Origin of the sequence: Pseudomonas jinjuensis, from assembly GCF_900103845.1 — a bacterium.
Lineage (GTDB): Bacteria > Pseudomonadota > Gammaproteobacteria > Pseudomonadales > Pseudomonadaceae > Pseudomonas > Pseudomonas jinjuensis.
In genome coordinates, this window is record NZ_FNIJ01000001.1 from 315,265 (window position 1) to 333,072 (window position 17,808).

A 17,808-nucleotide genomic window follows, 5' to 3' on the forward strand; every position below is an offset into this window, starting at 1 on the left:
CGGCCGGAAACGAAAAAGCCGCCCCTTTCGAGGGGCGGCTTTTTTGCATTCATACAGGTCAGGGAAGGGCTGGACTCATGGTTCCCACGCAGGAGCGTGGGAACGACAAGGCGGTCTCGGTCAGACGATCACGCCCTGGCTGCGCAGGTAGTCGTCATAGCTGCCGCTGAAGTCGGTCACGCCGTTCTCGCCCAGCTCGATGATGCGGGTGGCGAGGGAGGAGACGAACTCGCGGTCGTGGCTGACGAAGATCAGCGTGCCCGGGTAGTTCTCCAGCGCCAGGTTGAGCGCCTCGATGGATTCCATGTCCAGGTGGTTGGTCGGCTCGTCCATCACCAGCACGTTGGGCTTCTTCAGGATCAGCTTGCCGAACAGCATGCGACCCTGTTCGCCACCGGAAATCACCTTCACCGACTTCTTGATTTCGTCGTTGGAGAACAGCATGCGGCCGAGGGTGCCGCGCACCAGCTGCTCGCCGCCCTGGGTCCACTGGGCCATCCAGTCGAACAGGCTGTAGTCTTCTTCGAAGTCTTCGGCGTGGTCCTGGGCGAAGTAGCCCACGTCCGCGCTGTCGGTCCACTTAATGTCACCCGCGGTGGGCGCCATTTCGCCGACCAGGGTGCGCAGCAGGGTGGTCTTGCCGATGCCGTTGGGGCCGATGATGGCGATGCGCTCGCCGGCTTCCACCTGCATGCTGAGGTTCTTGAACAGCGGACTGCCGTCGTAGCCGTTGCTCACCTTCTCCAGCGTCACCGCCTGGCGGTGCAGCTTCTTGTACTGCTCGAAGCGGATGAACGGGCTGACGCGGCTGGACGGCTTGACCTCTTCCAGCTGGATCTTGTCGATCTGCCGGGCGCGGCTGGTGGCCTGCTTGGCCTTGGAGGCGTTGGCCGAGAAGCGGCTGACGAACTGCTGCAGTTCGGCGATCTGCGCCTTCTTCTTGGCGTTGTCCGACAGCAGGCGTTCGCGGGCCTGTTCGGCGGCGGTCATGTATTCGTCGTAGTTGCCCGGGAACAGGCGCAGCTCGCCGTAGTCCAGGTCCGCCATGTGCGTGCACACGCTGTTCAGGAAGTGGCGGTCGTGGGAAATGATGATCATGGTGCTGTTGCGCGCCGTGAGCACCGATTCCAGCCAGCGGATGGTGTTGATGTCCAGGTGGTTGGTCGGTTCGTCGAGGAGCAGCACGTCCGGATCGGAGAACAGCGCCTGGGCCAGCAGCACGCGCAGCTTCCAGCCCGGGGCGACGGAGCTCATCGGGCCGAAATGCTGGTCCAGCGGAATGCCCAGGCCGAGCAGCAGCTCGCCGGCGCGGGACTCGGCGGTATAGCCGTCGAACTCGGCGAACTGCACCTCCAGCTCGGCCACGGCCATGCCGTCTTCCTCGCTCATCTCCGGCAGGGAGTAGATGCGGTCGCGTTCGGCCTTGACGCTCCACAGTTCCTCGTGGCCCATGATCACGGTGTCGATCACCGAGAAGTCTTCATAGGCGAACTGGTCCTGGCGCAGCTTGCCCAGGCGCGCGCCGTTCTCCACCATCACCTGGCCGCCGGAGGGCTCCAGCTCGCCGCCGAGGATCTTCATGAAGGTCGACTTGCCGCAGCCGTTGGCGCCGATCAGGCCGTAGCGGTTGCCGTTGCCGAACTTGACGGAGACGTTTTCGAACAGCGGCTTGGCGCCGAATTGCATGGTGATGTTTGCGGTGGAGATCAAGTGCTTTACCTATCAATGACTTATGAGGCACCAATTTCGGCGGATACCGATTCGATACCAATACTGTGCTGTTCCAGTTCGCCCCGGTCGGAGCCGGAATGGGAGGCGGGGGAAAATGCGCGGGTGTAAAAAGGCGGCGATTATAGCAGGACTCCAGCGTTCTCTGCTGTGCGGGCGAGAGGCGGCCGCTCGGGCGAAATCCGCTGGCGTGCCGGGCTTTTTCTTCCCGTTGTGAGGATTTTCAGGGATTAATGCCGCCGCTCCCCGGCGACAATGATTGCAGTTGAAAGCCTTCAATGACCTGCTTCAGAATCCTTCGCCTGCAATTTCTGGGGAGACAGCATGAAAATTCTGGATGAGCGTAATGATCTGAAGCGGTACCTGGAGCAGGTGAGCGGAAAGAACATCACCATCGTCTCAGGCTTTGCCAGCGACACCGAGTCGCTGGTCGATACACTTCTCGCCAATGGCAACCGGCTGGACATGCTGGTCGGCACCGTCAATTCCTTCACCTCGCCGGACTTCATCGAGCACTGCCTGCGCCAGGCGGATGCCGGCCTCACGCTGTCGGTGGATTTCCGCTACCAGGCCAGCGTCAACTGGAAGCTGGTCCTGATCGAGCCGGACGTGGTCATAGTCGGCTCCGCCAACTTCACCGAAGTGGGCCTCAGCCTGAGCCGCGATACCTGCGTGCTGGTGGAGAACGCCGGCCTGTACGCCGACTACCAGGCCAAGATCGCCGCGCTGAAGACGACCGAGGGCGTGCTGCCGTGCGTCGAGTCGCAGCGCTTCGACGACGAACTGGACGCCTACCGCCAGGTGCACCTGCGCATGCAGGCCGGGCTGGCGCGCAGCGCGCAGTACCTGGACGGCGAGAGCTGGCTGGCCGACGAGACCAACCAGAGCATTCCGCTGTTCATCTGGTACAGCGACCACTCCGAACAGTCCGAGGACGAGGCGCGCAACCACCTGCGCTCCAGCAGCGACGGCGTGGCCTGGGACGACGTCCGCGAGTTCTTCACCTACGAATGCGCCGAAGGGGCGCTGCCGTACGAGGAAGGCGACGTGGTGCTGACCGCCCGCTGCAACGGCTCGCACATCGCCTTCTACACCTTCGACCGCATCCTCTATCGCAACGGCACCTACTACATCTATGCCTACCGCAAGACGCGCTACACCCAGCCGTTCAAGCTGGACGACGCCCGCGAGCGGCTGCGCGATGCGATTCCGCACTGGTACGAGGAATGCCGGACCGCCATCACCCGCTCCGATATCGCGCGGATGATTCACTGACGAATCGGCTGCGGCGGAATTCCGCGGGCATGGCCCGCTCCTACAGGTTTACCCAGGTGTACTGAAACAGCGGTTGGACGTAGGGGATCAGCGAAACGTAGGGTGGATGGCGCTCTTCCATCCACCATTGCGGGGCCGCCTGCGCGGCCGTGGTGGATCGGTGGAGCGTGATCCACCCTACGCACTGTCTTCCCCGCGAACGCGGGGATCCAATAAACACGCGATGATGTTGTAGGAGCGGGCCATGCCCGCGACAGGTCGGCGGTGCCAGCGATTGTCGCGGGCATGGCCCGCTCCTACGGAAAGTCTTGCCGTAGGTGGCTCTCCCGGCATGGGAGCGATCAGGAAATCCTTCCCCAATGAAAAACGCCCCGGAGCCGAAGCCCCGGGGCGTTTTTCTTCGCTCGGCTCGCGAACCTCAGCGCATCAGAAGATGCTGATGGGGTACTCGACGAAGGCGCGGACTTCGTTGCCGTCCGAGTTGTAGGCGCTGGCGTCGTTGGAGACGCGCACCCACGAGCCGCGCAGGCGCAGGGACAGGTTCTTCGCCGGACCTTCCTGAACCACGTATTGCAGCTGGTTGAAGATCTCGCGCTCGGTGCCGTCGCTGGTGTCGGCGGTCCTGATGTTGTCGCCGCGCACGTAGGCCACGCGGTAGCTCAGGCCCGGAATGCCGTAGGCACCGAAGTCGATGGCGTAGCTGACCTGCCAGGAGCGCTCGTCCTCGGCGTTGAAGTCCGACCAGTAGGAGTTGGCCAGCCAGATGGTGGTGCCGCCGTCGCCCAGGGCGCCAGTCGGGACGCCGTCGACTTCCTGGTAGAAGCCGTAGTTGTAGCCGGTATCGCCGGTGCTGCGCTGATGGGCGAGCATGAAGGAGTGGGCGTCGATCGCGTAGGTCGCGGCCAGGCTCCAGATGGTGTTGTCGCGGTTGCCACCGTAGAACTGGTCGGCGAAGTCGCTATCCAGCTTGGTCTTGTAGCCGTTGAAGTCGAAGGTCAGCGACTGCTTCTCCTGCAGCGGCACGACGTAGTTCAGGTTGACGTACTGCTTCTTCGCCACGTCTTCGTTGTCGGAAGCGTAGAGCGAGGCGCTGAAGTCGTCGGTGAACTTGTAGCTGCCGCCGTAGACGTCGATGCGCTTCAGGTGGCCGCTGTCGGAACCCGTGGCGCTCTTGCGGACTTCCTGGGTGAAGCGGCCGACGTTCAGCTCCAGGCCTTCGATTTCCCTGGAGGTGACCAGGGTGCCGTTGAAGCTTTCCGGCAGCAGGCGCGAGTTGTCGTAGCTCAGCACCGGCAGGGCGGGCATCTGATCGCCGATCTTGATCACGGTGTTGGAGATGCGCGCCTTGATCGCGGCGCCGCCACGGGACAGGTCGTCGGCGGCGTGGCCGCTGTCACCCTGCTTGAAGAAGTCGATGCCGGCGGCGCCGCTGCGGCCCTGGCCGCCGTCCAGACGCACGGCGTACATGCCGAAGACGTCCAGGCCGACACCCACGGTGCCCGGGGTGAAACCGGAAGTGAAGGTGGCGGTCGCCGCCTGGCCCCACTCGGACTTGTCTTCGTTGCCGTGCTTGAAGTCGCGGTACATGTAGCCGTTGCGCAGGAACAGATCCAGGTGGCTGTCCTCGACGAAGCCCTTGGCGCTGGACTGGTCGTCGGCCATGGCCTGGGTAGCGAGGATGCTCAGTGCGAGCAGGCTCATCCGTTTGTTCAACATCTTGTTATTTCCTAATCATTGGTTCGAGCAGTGGCCACGCTGGAAAAAGCTTTCCGGTCCCGCGCTCCTGCGCAGGTTCTGGCGTCGCATGCCGATTGTTGGAGTTATTGGAATTGCTCGGGGCGGATCGCTGGCCCCTGAGGGGGCAGGATCATATCAGAAGGATGGCGATTTCCAGGAGTCTCTCCGGAAAAGCAGAAAACTCCCAGGAGTCGATGCCGGCATATCGGTAAAGGTGCTGCCGGCCGGAGAGCGCGCGCGACGCGCAGGGCGCGCAGGATCGCCCGCGCCGCGCGACGTGGAAGTCAGGAGGTGGCGGCCGGTTCCGCCGCGGCCTTGTCCGCCGCGGCATCCACTTCCGCATCGTACAGGCAGCAGCAGTTGCGCCGGCGCTTGGCCCGGTACATGGCGCTGTCGGCGGCCTTGAGCAGGGTATCCGCAGTGTTCGCGTGCAGCGGATAGAGGGCGATGCCGATGCTCGGGGAGATCACGTCGATGAGGAGATCGCCGAGGGCATAGGGTTCGCCGAGGGCCTTCAGCAGCCGTTCGCCCAGCGCCATGGCCTGGTGCTGGTCGGAGCTGTGCAGCAGCACGGTGAACTCGTCGCCGCCCAGGCGGAACGACAGGTCGGGCTGGCGCAGGCTGCCACGCAGGCGGCTGGCCACGGTGATGAGCAACTGGTCGCCGACATCGTGACCGTGGCGGTCGTTGACATCCTTGAAGTGATCGAGGTCGATGAACAGCAGCGCGGTCACCTCCGACTCCTCGGCCGGCCGGTTCAGGTGGGCCTCCAGCTGTTCCTGGAAGGCCTTGCGGTTGCCCAGGCCGGTGAGCGCGTCGCGGTAGGCCATGTCCAGCAACTGGCTCTGGTAGGCCATCTGCTCGCTGATGTCGCGCAGGATGCCGCGAAAGCCGGCGACTCCCTTGCCGCCCTTGCCGAGGATCACCGAGAAGGACGCCTCGAACCAGCGCAGGTTGCCATTGTGGCACTTCAGCGGCGTGCGGAAGGACAGCTGGTGCCGCTCCAGCAGGATCTGGCGTAGCCGCATCGGTTCGGGGTGACCTTCCTGGGGCTCGAACAGGGCGCTGAAGGGATGGCCGATCAGCCTGTTCGGGGTATATCCGAGCATGCCGTACAGCGCCCGGTTCGCCTTGCTGATCCGGTCGAACATGTCGATTTCGAGGTAGCCGTCGCTGATCGAGTCGAGCACCGCCTGCCCGCGGTCCTCGCTGCGCGCCAGGCGTTCGAGCATGCCGTTGAGCTCGCCGGTCAGCTGGCCGATCTCGTCGTCGCCGTCACCGCTCAGGTGCGGCAGCGGTGAGTCGGGGCCGATGCTGGCGATTTCGCGGTTCAGCTTCTGCACGCGGCGCAGCACCCAGAATTCCAGGCCGAGGTAGCCCAGCGCCAGCGCGACCACGCCGGTCAGCGTCGTCAGCATGAGGAAGAAACCGATCGCCTCCTTGCCTTTCACGTAGAAATACCGCGGCTGGATGATCCGCAGGCGCATTTCCGGCTCGCCCTGGCTGTTGAGCATGCGCAGGTCGATTTCCTGCTGCTGATGTTCGTCGAGCTGGCGGGGAGCCACATGGAAATTGGTGTTGCGCAGGTACATGTGCCCCGGAATCAGCGACCAGTTCAGCTCTTCGCCGCCCGGCGGCAGGAAGCGCAGGTCGCCGCCGATGAAGCGCTTGAGCAGCGCCTGGCGATGCAGGCCGAGGAAGCGGCCGGCTATCGCATTGCCCGCCGGCGTGGCGGTGCCCGCGCTATTGCTGATCGGGCTGCTCACCAGCACGGTCGGAACGCCCTTGATCAGCAGCATCTGTGCGGTGGAATGGCGAGGGCTGGCATGCGGTTGCAGCAGGCCGAGGTCCTCCGCGTGACTGAGAACGGAGCCGCGCAGCTCGTCCCGCGTGGGCTGGGTGGCGCCGCGGCGCAGCTCGAGGCGGTCAGGCATGATCCATTGCTCGCCGAGGATCTTCCCCTGGTTGTCGAAGAACAGCAGGAAGTTGAAGTCCTGGTTCCGCACCGAGTCGATATCCAGGTTGGGGTGGGTGACCTCGTTGCCATGGCCGATACGGATGGAGTCGTAGAGCGGGTCCGACCAGGCGGAGACGCGCAGCACGTCGAGGCTGCGGCTGATGAAGCTGTCGAGCTGGAGGGCGAGGCTGTTGGCCTCGCCCTCCAGTTGCTCCTGTTCGTAGGCGTCGAAGCGGGTCAGCAGCTCGGTCTGGGCCAGTACGTAGGCCAGCAGCAGCGTCATGAAGATGAGGGGGGCGGCAAGACAGAACAGCCGCTTACGAAGGCTCAAGGGAGGGGCTCCTTGTACGGCTTTGAATGAGGCCGGGACGCCCCGGAGTTCGCCGGGAGTCAGGGCAGGCTTATCGTTGGAATGTGATGATTTTCACACTTTCGAACGAGGAACCCCCTTGACCTGAAGCAGGCTTTTTCTGGGCGCTAACCGCCCTCAGCGTTGCAGTTCCGGCAGGTCGCGGTACAGCTCCAGCGCCTGCGGGTTGGCCAGGGCGTCGGTGTTCTTCACCGGCCTGCCGTGCACCACGTTGCGCACCGCCAGTTCGACGATCTTGCCGCTGATGGTGCGCGGGATATCGGCCACCGCGACGATCTTCGCCGGCACGTGGCGCGGCGTGGTGTTGGCGCGGATGACCTGGCGGATGCGCTGCTGCAGCTCGTCGGTGAGCGGCACGCCGTCGCGCAGGCGGACGAACAGCACCACGCGCACGTCGCCCTGCCAGTCCTGGCCGATGGCGATGGATTCCAGCACGTCCTCGATCTTTTCCACCTGGCGGTAGATCTCCGCCGTGCCGATGCGCACGCCGCCGGGGTTCAGCACCGCGTCGGAACGGCCATGGATGACCAGCCCGCCGTGGGCGGTTTCCTCGGCGTAGTCGCCGTGGGCCCAGACGCCGGGGAAGGTGTCGAAGTAGGCGTGGCGGAATTTCTCGCCGTGCGGATCGTTCCAGAAGCCCACCGGCATCGACGGGAAGTGCCGGGTGCAGACCAGCTCGCCCTTGTCGCCGTGCACCGGCTGGCCGGCTTCGTCCCAGACCTCCACCGCCATGCCCAGGCCCTTGCACTGCAGCTCGCCGCGCCAGACCGGGCCGGTGGGATTGCCCAGGGCGAAGCAGGAGACGATGTCGGTGCCGCCGGAAATCGAGGACAGGCAGAGCTCTGCCCGGATGTCGCGGTAGACGTAGTCGAAGCTCTCGTGGGCCAGCGGCGAGCCTGTGGAGAGGATCGCCTTCAGGCGCTCCAGCCGGTGCGTCTCGCGCGGGCGCAGGCCGGCCTTCTCCAGCCCGGCGATGTACTTGGCGCTGGTGCCGAACACGCTGATGCCCTCGGCGTCGACCAGGTCCATCAGGCGCTCGGGGCCCGGATGGAAGGGCGAGCCGTCGTAGAGCACCACGGTGGCGCCGATGGCCAGCCCGGAAACCAGCCAGTTCCACATCATCCAGCCGCAGGTGGTGTAGTAGAACAGCGTGTCGCCGGCCGTCAGGTCGGTGTGCAGGCCGTGTTCCTTGAGGTGCTGCAGGAGCACGCCGCCAGTGCCGTGGACGATGCACTTGGGCACGCCGGTGGTGCCGGAGGAATAGAGGATGTACAGCGGATGGTCGAACGGCACGGCGACGAACTCGGGCGCGCCGCCGGGCTGGTAGAAGTCCTGCCACAGCGCCACCTTGCCGGCGCAGCGGAAGTCCCCGACGCGCGCCTCGGGACGGCTGTAGGGCACCACCAGCAGCTGTTGCAGCGAGGGTAGGCGTTCGAGGATCTCGTTGAGCTTGGCGGTGAGGTCGAGGTTCTTGCCGGCGTAGCGGTAGCCGGCGCAGGCGACCAGCACCTTCGGTTCGATCTGGCCGAAGCGGTCGATCACGCCCTGGGTGCCGAAGTCCGGCGAGCAGCTCGACCAGGTGGCGCCCAGGCTGGTGGCGGCGAGCATGCCGACCACCGTCTGCCAGGTATTCGGCATGCAGGCGGCGACCCGGTCGCCGGGGCCGACGCCGGCGGCGCGCAGGCTCTTCTGCAGGCCGGCGACGTGGGCGGCGAGTTCCGCGTAGCCGAGCACCTCGCGGCTGCCGTCCTCGCCGACGGCGACCAGCGCCGGATGGCGGTCGCGGCGGTGCAGCAGGTGCTCGGCGAAGCTCAGGGTGGCGCCGGGGAACCAGCGCGCATCCGGCATCGCCGGGCCTTCCTCCAGCACCGCCCGCGGCGGGGTGCGGAAATTGACGCCGAAGAAGTCGACGATCGCCTGCCAGAAATCGGCGCGCCGGGCGACGCTCCAGGCGTGCAGCCCGGCGTAGTCGCTCAGCTGCAGGCCGTGGCGCTGGTTGACGTGGCGGCGGAAGGCATCCATCCGCGTGGCGGCGATGCGTTCGGGACTGGGACTCCAGAGCGGCTGGTTCATCGGTCTCTCCAACGGTACTGCCTATCTTTATAGTGCAGTCAGGCCGGAGTCGGTTCCGGTGCAGGGCGCATCAGCCCCGCCGGAACTGTAGGAGCGGGCCATGCCCGCGAATCGCGCGCATGGCGCGCTCCTACAGGTGGGTCTGGCATGGGGTGGATGGCAAAGCGCCAATGGAGCCTGGCACCGGCTTCGCGGCGGATAACGCTGGCGCGTTATGCGCCCTACCCGGAAGCCCCGCCCACTCCTGCGAAGCACTCACTGCGCCACCCATCCCCCGTCCATGTTCCACGCCACGCCACGCACCTGGGCGGCGGCGTCGCTGCAGAGGAACAGCGCCAGTTCGCCGAGCTGCTCCGGGGTGACGAACTCCAGCGACGGCTGCTTCTCCGCCAGCAGGTCGTGGCGTGCCTGGTCCGGCTCGACGCCGGCGGCGATGCGCGTGTCGATCTGCTTCTGCACCAGCGGGGTCAGCACCCAGCCCGGGCAGATGGCGTTGCAGGTGATCGGCGTGGTGGCGGTTTCCAGCGCCACCGTCTTGGTCAGGCCGAGCACGCCGTGCTTGGCGGCGACGTAGGCGCTCTTCTGCGCCGAGGCGACCAGCCCGTGGGCCGAGGCGATGTTGACGATGCGGCCCCAGCCGCGCCGGCGCATGCCCGGCAGCGCCAGGCGGGTGGTGTGGAACACCGCGGAGAGATTGATGGCGATGATCGCGTCCCAGCGCTCCACCGGGAATTTCTCCACTGGCGCGACGTGCTGGATGCCGGCGTTGTTGACCAGGATGTCGACGCCGCCGAACTCGCGCTCGGCGTAGGCGATCATCTCGGCGATCTGCTTCGGGCTGGACATGTCCGCCGGGTGGTGTCCGGCCTTGACGCCGCAGGCGGCGATGCTGGCGACGGCGGCGTCGACCTCGCCGAAGCCGTTCAGCACCAGGTTGGCGCCGGCCTCGGCGAGCTTGCGCGCGACGCCCAGGCCGATGCCGCTGGTGGAGCCGGTGACCAGTGCGGTCCTGCCTTTGAGGTTCATGGGGTTCTCCTGTGTGTCAGGGGTGTTGCGTCATGCGTGAGATGCCCTGTAGGAGCGAGCTTGCTCGCGAACAAACCCCGCTGCGGGGCTCGGTTCGCTACGAAAAGCACCGTAGCCCCGGATTACCTGCAGGAGCGGAACATGCCCGCGACCCGCCACGTTGTCGCGCGCATGGCGCGCTCCTGCAGGTCCTCAGGCTTTCGCCAGCAGCGCCCGTGCCACGCGCGAGCCGTTCGGCTTGTCGAGCACCGCGCAGATGCGCTGGCCGGCGGCGATCAGGGCGTCGAGGTCGATGCCGGTCTCGATGCCCAGGCCGTTGAGCAGGTAGACCACGTCTTCCGTGGCGACGTTGCCGGTCGCGCCCTTGGCGTAGGGGCAGCCGCCGAGGCCGGCGACCGAGCTGTCGAACACGGCGATGCCTTCCAGCAGGCCGGCATAGATGTTCGACACGGCCTGGCCGTAGGTATCGTGGAAGTGCCCGGCCAGACGCTCGCGGGCGACGCGGGCGCCGACCACTTCGAACATGCGGCGGGTGGCGCCGGCGGTGCCGACGCCGATGGTGTCGCCGAGGGAAACTTCGTAGCAGCCCATGGCGTCCAGCTCGGCTGCGACTGCCGCAACCTGCTGCACGTCCACTTCGCCCTGGTACGGGCAGCCGAGCACGCAGGAGACGTAGCCGCGCACGCGAATGCCATGCTGGCGCGCCGCTTCCATGATCGGCACGAAGCGCTCCAGGCTTTCCTTGATCGAGCAGTTGATGTTCTTCTGCGAGAACGCCTCGGAGGCGGCGGCGAACACCGCGACTTCCTCGACCCCGGCTTCCAGCGCGGCCTCGAAGCCCTTCATGTTCGGCGCGAGAGCGGCATAGGTGATGCCCGGCTTGCGCTGGATGCCGGCGAAGACTTCCGCCGAACCGGCCATCTGCGGCACCCACTTGGGCGAGACGAAGCTGCCGACCTCGATGTAGCCGAGCCCGGCGGCGGTGAGGTCGTCCACCAGGCGCACCTTGTCGGCGACGCTGATCGGTTGCTTCTCGTTCTGCAGGCCGTCGCGCGGGCCGACTTCGACCAGGCGGACGGAGGTTGGCAGTGTCATGAATTGTCCTCTTATGGATTCGGGCGAAGGCGGGTTTGCTTTTTGTAGGAGCGAGCTTGCTCGCGAACAGCCTCGGTGTCAGGCGGGTTCGCGAGCAAGCTCGCTCCTACGAAGGGCGGGGCGTCGCGTTATGCGCTGGCTTCTTCCAGCTCCACCAGCGCCGCGCCTTCCGACACCAGCTCGCCTTCGCTGCAATACAGCGATTTCACCACGCCGGCGTGCGGCGCGCGAATGCTGTGTTCCATCTTCATCGCTTCCAGCACCACCAGGGTGGCGCCGGCTTCGACGGTCTGGCCCGGTTCGACCAGGATGCGCACGATGCTGCCGTTCATGGGCGCGCCGAGGCCGCCGTGGTGGCCGTGGGCGGCTTCCGCTTCGGCGATGGGGTCGAAGCGCTGGATTGCCAGCATCTCGCCGTTCCACTCCAGATAGAGCGCATCGCCGCGGCGCAGGGCCAGATGGCGGTGGCGCTTGCCGTCGATGGCGACTTCCAGCCATTCGCCGTTCAGGTAGGCGATCCGCGCGCCGCCGGCATGGCGCAGGCGCACGACGTGCCGCTCGCCCTTGCAGGTCAGGTGCAGGTCAGTCTCGCCCGGCAGGCCGCTGCGCCAGCCATTGCGCGCGGACCACGGCGAATGGGCATCGTCCTGCCGCACATGGCGGGCTTCGGTCTGTGCCCAGCCTTCGGCCGCCAGTTGCCAGAAGTCTTCCGGCAGCGCGGCGGGGGCGGGGAGCAGGGCGTCCTGATGGCGGCCGATGAAGCCGGTATCCAGCTCCGCGGCGGCGAAGGCCGGATGGGCCAGCACGCGCTGCAGGAACGCCAGGTTGGTCTTGACCCCGCCGACCGCGGTTTCCGCCAGCATCGACAGCAGGCGCGCGCGGGCTTCCTCGCGGGTTTCGCCCCAGGCGATCAGCTTGGCCAGCATCGGGTCATAGAACGGCGATACCTCGTCGCCTTCGCGGATACCGCTGTCCACCCGGCGGCCGGGGCCGGCGGCAGGTTCGCGGTACAGCGCCAGGCGGCCGCTGGCGGGCAGGAAGCCGCCTTCCGGGTCTTCGGCGTAGAGGCGCACTTCGATGGCGTGGCCGTTCAGCGGCACCTGCTCCTGGCTGATCGGCAGGCGCTCGCCACGGGCGACGCGGATCTGCCAGGCGACCAGGTCGAGGCCGGTGATGGCTTCGGTGACCGGGTGCTCCACCTGCAGGCGGGTGTTCATCTCCATGAAGAAGAACTGGCCGCTGCCTTCGTCGTAGAGGAATTCCACGGTGCCGGCGCCGACGTAGCCGATGGCCTGGGCCGCGCGCACGGCGGATTCGCCCATGGCGGCGCGCAGCTCGGCGGAAAGGCCGGGGGCGGGCGCTTCCTCGACCACCTTCTGGTGGCGGCGCTGGATCGAGCAGTCGCGCTCGTTGAGGTACAGGCAGTTGCCGTGCTTGTCGGCGAAGACCTGGATTTCCACGTGGCGCGGCTTGGTCAGGTATTTCTCCACCAGCATGCGCGAGTCGCCGAAGCCGGACTGCGCCTCGCGTTGCGCGGATTCCAGCGCCTCGGCCAGTTCGCTTTCGCGCTCGACCACCTTCATGCCCTTGCCGCCACCACCGGCAGCGGCCTTCAGCAGCACCGGATAGCCGATACGCGCGGCTTCGCGCTGGAAGGTCGCGTAGTCCTGGGCCTCGCCGTGATAGCCGGGCACCAGCGGCACGCCGGCGTCTTCCATCAGCGCCTTGGCGGCGGATTTGCTGCCCATGGCGTCGATGGCGCTGGCCGGCGGGCCGAGGAAGATCAGCCCGGCCTCTTCGCAGGCGCGGGCGAAGCCGGCGTTCTCCGAGAGGAAGCCATAGCCCGGGTGGATCGCCTGGGCGCCGGCGGCCTTTGCCGCTTCCAGCACGGCGTCGGCACGCAGGTAGCTTTCCGCCGGCTTGGCGCCACCGAGGTCGATGGCAATGTCGGCTTCCTCGACATGCCGGGCGTGACGGTCGGTAGCGCTGTGCACGGCGACGGTGGTCAGGCCGAGGGCCTTGGCGGTGCGCATGACCCGGCAGGCGATCTCGCCGCGGTTGGCGACCAGGAGGGTTGTAATCATTGTTCTTGCTCCCTTCTTGGGGTGGTGCGCGATTGTTGCTGCCCGTGTCGACGTAGGTTGGGTTGAGCCTGCGAAACCCAACGAACCGAACCTGGCGTCTCCGAGCGATTCGCGTTGGGTATCGCTTCGCTCAACGCCAACCTACAAGAGCGCATCGGCATCATTTCTCTTCCTGCCAGGCCGGTTTGCGTTTTTCCAGGAAGGCGTGCAGGCCCTCCTGTCCCTCGGGGCTGATGCGAATGCGGGCGATGGCCGCTTCGGTATAGCGGCGCACATTCGGCGTGAGTTCGCCGGCGCCGATCTCATGGAACAGTGCCTTGCACGCCACCAGCGCCTGCGGGCTGTTGTTCAGGAGATTGGCTACCCAGGCGTCGACCTGGCCATCCAGTTCGCCGGCCGGATAGCTTTCGGCGAGCAGGCCGAGCTCGCGGGCACGGGCGCCGCCGAAGCGCTCGGCGGTCATGGAATAGCGGGTCGCCGCGCGCTGGCCGATGGCCTTGGTCACGAACGGACCGATGGTCGCCGGGATCAGGCCGATGCGCACTTCCGACAGGCAGAAGACCGCCTCGTCCGAGCCGATCGCCATGTCGCAGCAGGCCACCAGGCCGACGCCGCCGCCGAAGGCCGCGCCTTGCACCACGGCGAGGGTCGGCTTCTTCAGGTGATGGAGGTTGTGCAGCAGTTCGGCGAGCTGCTGGGCGTCGGCGAGGTTGCCGTTGTAGTCCAGGCTGACCGAGTGCTGCATCCACGCCAGGTCGGCGCCACCGGAGAAGTGCTTGCCGCGGCCGCGCAGGACCAGCAGGCGCACCTTCGGATCGTCGCCCACTGCGTCGAGGGCGCGGATCAGCTCGGCGATGGTCTCGGCGTTGAAGGCGTTGTTCTTGTCCGGGCGGTTCAGCCAGAGGGTGGCGACGCCGCGGTTGTCGATTTCGAGCTGGATGTTTTCAAAAGTGCTCATGGAAAAATCCTCAAGGGCTGCAGGCTTCAGGCCACAGGCTGCAGGCGCGTTCTCGCCTGCAGCCCATAGCCTGCCGCCTGCAGCCGCTTACATCCTGAATACGCCGAACTTGGTCGGCTCGACGGGCGCATTGAGCGAGGCGGAGAGGGCGAGCGCGAGCACTTCGCGGGTCTGCGCCGGATCGATCACGCCGTCGTCCCACAGCCTGGCGCTGGAGTAGTACGGATGCCCCTGGCGCTCGTACTGGTCGAGGATCGGTTTCTTGATCTTCGCCTCTTCCTCGGCGGACAGCGCATGCCCGGCACGCTCGGCCTGCTCGCGCTTGACCTGGGCCAGCACGCCGGCGGCCTGTTCGCCGCCCATCACGCCGATCCGCGCGTTCGGCCACATCCACAGGAAGCGCGGATCGTAGGCGCGGCCGCACATCCCGTAGTTACCGGCGCCGAAGCTGCCGCCGATGATCACGGTGTACTTCGGCACCTGGGCGCAGGCCACCGCGGTGACCAGCTTGGCGCCGTGCTTGGCGATGCCGCCGGCCTCGTACTTCTGGCCGACCATGAAACCGGTGATGTTCTGCAGGAACAGCAGCGGGATGCCGCGCTGGCAGGCCAGTTCGATGAAGTGCGCGCCTTTCTGCGCGGCCTCGGCGAAGAGGATGCCGTTGTTCGCCAGGATCGCTATCGGGTAGCCGTGGATATGGGCGAAGCCGCACACCAGGGTGGTGCCGAACAGCGCCTTGAACTCGTCGAATTCGCTGCCGTCGACCAGGCGGGCGATGATTTCGCGCACGTCGAACGGCTGCTTGCTGTCCACCGGGATCACCCCGTACAGCTCCTCGGCGGCATACAGCGGCGCGCGCGGGGGCAGGGTGGTCAGCTTGCCCTGCTTGCTCCAGTTGAGGTTGGCGACGCAGCGGCGGGCGATGGCCAGCGCGTGCTCGTCGTCATCGGCATAGTGGTCGGCCACCCCGGAAACCTTGCAGTGCACGTCGGCGCCGCCCAGTTCCTCGGCGCTCACCACCTCGCCGGTGGCGGCCTTCACCAGCGGCGGGCCGGCGAGGAAGATGGTGGCCTGGTTGCGCACCATGATGGTCTCGTCGGACATCGCCGGCACGTAGGCGCCGCCGGCGGTGCAGGAGCCCATCACCACGGCGATCTGCGGGATGCCCTGGGCGCTGAGGTTGGCCTGGTTGAAGAAGATCCGGCCGAAGTGCTCGCGGTCGGGGAATACCTCGTCCTGGCGCGGCAGGTTGGCGCCGCCGGAGTCCACCAGATAGATGCACGGCAGGCGGTTCTGCTGGGCGATGGTCTGCGCGCGGAGGTGCTTCTTCACGGTCAGCGGGTAGTAGGTGCCGCCTTTCACCGTGGCGTCGTTGCCGACGATCATGCATTCCACGCCTTCGACGCGGCCGATGCCCGCCACCAGCCCGGCGGCGGCTACGTCCTCGCCATACACCTCGTGGGCGGCGAGGGCGGACAGTTCGAGGAACGGCGAGCCCGGGTCGAGCAGGCGGTTGATGCGCTCGCGCACCGGCAGCTTGCCGCGCGCGGTGTGCTTGGCGATGGCAGCGGCGCCGCCGCCTTCATGGACGCGGCCGAGCACGGCGCGCAGGTCGTTCACCTGTTCGAGCATGGTCGCGGCGTTGGCGGCGAATTCGGGCGAGCGCGGGTTGATCTGGGTGTGAAGGATGGCCATGAAAACCTCGAAAAGAGCGCTGTAGGCTGGAGGCTGAACGAAAGGGCTGCGGCAACTCTTTCGTTCAGTCGCACCGATGGGTATCGCTCCGCTCCACCCATCCTACGAATCTGGAGGCTGAACGAGGACTGCGACAGCTCTTTCGTCCAGCCTTCAGCCTCTAGCCTCCAGCGGCTTTTGTTATTTGGTCTCGTTGAACAGCTCGCGCCCGATCAGCATGCGGCGGATTTCGCTGGTGCCGGCGCCGATCTCGTAGAGCTTGGCGTCGCGCAGCAGGCGGCCGGTGGGGAACTCGTTGATGTAGCCGTTGCCGCCCAGCAGCTGGATGGCGTCCAGCGCCATCTGGGTGGCGCGCTCGGCGGTGTAGAGGATCACCCCGGCGGCATCCTTGCGGGTGGTCTCGCCGCGGTCGCAGGCCTGGGCCACCGCGTACAGGTAGGCGCGGCTGGCGTTGAGCTGGGTGTACATGTCGGCGACCTTGCCCTGCACCAGCTGGAACTCGCCGATGCTCTGGCCGAACTGCTTGCGGTCGTGGATGTACGGGACGATCACGTCCATGCACGCCTGCATGATGCCGACCGGGCCGCCGGAGAGGACCACGCGCTCGTAGTCCAGGCCGCTCATCAGCACCTTAACGCCGCCGTTCAATTTGCCGAGGATGTTCTCTTCAGGCACTTCGACGTTGTCGAAGAACAGCTCGCAGGTGTTCGAGCCGCGCATGCCCAGCTTGTCGAACTTGTTGCTGCGGCTGAAACCTTTCCAGTCGCGCTCGACGATGAACGCGGTGATACCGTGCGGGCCCTTTTCCGGCTCGGTCTTGGCGTAGATCACGTAGGTGTTGGCGTCGGGACCGTTGGTGATCCAGGTCTTGCTGCCGTTGAGCACGTAGCGGTCGCCCTGCTTCTCGGCGCGCAGCTTCATGGAGACGACGTCGGAGCCGGCGTTCGGCTCGCTCATCGCCAGCGCGCCGATGTGCTCGCCGCTGACCAGCCTGGGCAGGTATTTGGCTTTCTGCTCCTGGGTGCCGTTGCGCTTGATCTGGTTGACGCAGAGGTTGGAGTGCGCACCGTAGGACAGCGCCACCGAAGCCGAACCGCGGCTGATCTCTTCCATGGCGATCACGTGGGCCAGGTAGCCCAGCCCCGAGCCGCCGAATTCCTCTTCCACGGTGATGCCGAGCAGGCCCATGTCACCGAACTTCTTCCACATGTCCATGGGGAAGGCGTTTTCCGAATCGATCTGCGCGGCGCGCGGCGCCAGCTCGGTGGCGACGAAGCTGCGGACCTGGTCGCGCAGCATGTCGATGGTTTCGCCGAGGCCGAAGTTGAGGGACGGATAGCTCATTGGGTTCACCTTCTTTCTTGTATTCGGGGATCAGGAAGCGACGGTTGCTTTCTTGTCGGTTTCGGCCATGGCCGCCAGGCAGCGTTCCTCGGCCGTGTCCAGTTCCAGCTGCATCTGCTGGATGTCCAGGAGTTGCTGGTCCAGCTGGGCGCGGCGTGCGGAAATCTTCTGCATGAAGGTTTCCAGCTGCTTGTGGTTGCCGCTGCTGGGGTCGTAGAGATCGATCAGTTCCTTGCACTCGGCCAGCGAGAAGCCGATGCGCTTGCCGCGCAGGATCAGCTTCAGCGCCACCAGGTCCTTGGGGCTGTAGATGCGTTCCTGGCCGCGGCGCTCGGGGCTGAGCATCCCCTGTTCCTCGTAGAAGCGGATGGCGCGGGTGGTGACGTCCAGTTCGCGGGCCAGCTCGGAAATACTGTAGGTGATGGGCATGGCATTGCTCGTTCGTTTACCTTTACGTTAACGTAAA

12 protein-coding genes are annotated in these 17,808 nt (G+C 66.2%); 1 reads left to right on the top strand and 11 read right to left on the bottom strand.

Translation table 11 applies throughout. The features are described 5' to 3' along the window. Window positions 1-120: 120 nt before the first annotated feature. Window positions 121-1,710: an ABC-F family ATPase gene (locus BLR75_RS01495; RefSeq protein WP_084310349.1), complete on the bottom strand. Its 1,590-nt coding sequence runs from the start codon at window positions 1,708-1,710 to the stop codon at window positions 121-123. 342 nt (window positions 1,711-2,052) lie between these two features. On the opposite strand from BLR75_RS01495, the gene BLR75_RS01500 reads away from it, so the two are divergent. After that, window positions 2,053-3,003 carry a phospholipase D family protein gene (locus tag BLR75_RS01500; RefSeq protein WP_084310348.1) on the top strand — a complete coding sequence of 317 codons (951 nt, stop codon included), beginning with the start codon at window positions 2,053-2,055 and terminating at the stop codon, window positions 3,001-3,003. 426 nt (window positions 3,004-3,429) lie between these two features. Here the strand turns inward: BLR75_RS01500 and BLR75_RS01505 are convergent, their stop codons facing one another. From BLR75_RS01505 to BLR75_RS01550, 10 genes are all read right to left on the bottom strand, one after another. Then, complete coding sequence (locus BLR75_RS01505; RefSeq protein WP_084310347.1) at window positions 3,430-4,719, bottom strand: OprD family porin; 1,290 nt, start codon at window positions 4,717-4,719, stop codon at window positions 3,430-3,432. Between the two features lie 305 nt (window positions 4,720-5,024). Continuing rightward, window positions 5,025-7,028, bottom strand: a complete 2,004-nt coding sequence (locus tag BLR75_RS01510) for a sensor domain-containing diguanylate cyclase (protein ID WP_084310346.1) — start codon at window positions 7,026-7,028, stop codon at window positions 5,025-5,027. A gap of 156 nt (window positions 7,029-7,184) precedes the next feature. After that, window positions 7,185-9,140, bottom strand: a complete 1,956-nt coding sequence (locus BLR75_RS01515; RefSeq protein ID WP_084310345.1) for an acetoacetate--CoA ligase — start codon at window positions 9,138-9,140, stop codon at window positions 7,185-7,187. Between the two features lie 255 nt (window positions 9,141-9,395). Further along, window positions 9,396-10,166 carry a 3-hydroxybutyrate dehydrogenase gene (gene bdhA, locus BLR75_RS01520; protein WP_084310344.1) on the bottom strand — a complete coding sequence of 257 codons (771 nt, stop codon included), beginning with the start codon at window positions 10,164-10,166 and terminating at the stop codon, window positions 9,396-9,398. Window positions 10,167-10,358: 192 nt separating this feature from the next. Continuing rightward, entirely contained in the window at window positions 10,359-11,261 is a 903-nt protein-coding gene (locus BLR75_RS01525) for a hydroxymethylglutaryl-CoA lyase (protein ID WP_084310343.1), read from the bottom strand. Between the two features lie 128 nt (window positions 11,262-11,389). After that, window positions 11,390-13,345 carry an acetyl/propionyl/methylcrotonyl-CoA carboxylase subunit alpha gene (locus tag BLR75_RS01530; protein ID WP_084310342.1) on the bottom strand — a complete coding sequence of 652 codons (1,956 nt, stop codon included), beginning with the start codon at window positions 13,343-13,345 and terminating at the stop codon, window positions 11,390-11,392. A gap of 160 nt (window positions 13,346-13,505) precedes the next feature. After that, on the bottom strand, window positions 13,506-14,303 hold the full coding sequence (locus tag BLR75_RS01535) for a gamma-carboxygeranoyl-CoA hydratase (RefSeq protein WP_084310341.1): 798 nt from the start codon (window positions 14,301-14,303) through the stop codon (window positions 13,506-13,508). An 87-nt stretch (window positions 14,304-14,390) separates the two neighbouring features. Then, window positions 14,391-15,998: a carboxyl transferase domain-containing protein gene (locus BLR75_RS01540; protein ID WP_084310340.1), complete on the bottom strand. Its 1,608-nt coding sequence runs from the start codon at window positions 15,996-15,998 to the stop codon at window positions 14,391-14,393. A gap of 180 nt (window positions 15,999-16,178) precedes the next feature. Beyond that, the gene (locus tag BLR75_RS01545) at window positions 16,179-17,342 is read right to left on the bottom strand and encodes an isovaleryl-CoA dehydrogenase (RefSeq protein WP_084310339.1); all 1,164 of its coding nucleotides are present in this window, start codon (window positions 17,340-17,342) and stop codon (window positions 16,179-16,181) included. Window positions 17,343-17,372: 30 nt separating this feature from the next. Then, window positions 17,373-17,771 carry a MerR family transcriptional regulator gene (locus BLR75_RS01550; RefSeq protein WP_084310338.1) on the bottom strand — a complete coding sequence of 133 codons (399 nt, stop codon included), beginning with the start codon at window positions 17,769-17,771 and terminating at the stop codon, window positions 17,373-17,375. Between the last annotated feature and the right edge of the window lie 37 nt (window positions 17,772-17,808).

Bases quoted from the DNA above. Each gene is read 5' to 3' on its own strand.
- BLR75_RS01500 (WP_084310348.1), top strand. From the start codon at position 2,053: ATGAAAATTCTGGATGAGCGTAATGATCTGAAGCGGTACCTGGAGCAG.
- BLR75_RS01505 (WP_084310347.1), bottom strand. From the start codon at position 4,719: ATGTTGAACAAACGGATGAGCCTGCTCGCACTGAGCATCCTCGCTACC.
- BLR75_RS01515 (WP_084310345.1), bottom strand. From the start codon at position 9,140: ATGAACCAGCCGCTCTGGAGTCCCAGTCCCGAACGCATCGCCGCCACG.
- bdhA (WP_084310344.1), bottom strand. From the start codon at position 10,166: ATGAACCTCAAAGGCAGGACCGCACTGGTCACCGGCTCCACCAGCGGC.
- BLR75_RS01525 (WP_084310343.1), bottom strand. From the start codon at position 11,261: ATGACACTGCCAACCTCCGTCCGCCTGGTCGAAGTCGGCCCGCGCGAC.
- BLR75_RS01530 (WP_084310342.1), bottom strand. From the start codon at position 13,345: ATGATTACAACCCTCCTGGTCGCCAACCGCGGCGAGATCGCCTGCCGG.
- BLR75_RS01535 (WP_084310341.1), bottom strand. From the start codon at position 14,303: ATGAGCACTTTTGAAAACATCCAGCTCGAAATCGACAACCGCGGCGTC.
- BLR75_RS01540 (WP_084310340.1), bottom strand. From the start codon at position 15,998: ATGGCCATCCTTCACACCCAGATCAACCCGCGCTCGCCCGAATTCGCC.
- BLR75_RS01545 (WP_084310339.1), bottom strand. From the start codon at position 17,342: ATGAGCTATCCGTCCCTCAACTTCGGCCTCGGCGAAACCATCGACATG.
- BLR75_RS01550 (WP_084310338.1), bottom strand. From the start codon at position 17,771: ATGCCCATCACCTACAGTATTTCCGAGCTGGCCCGCGAACTGGACGTC.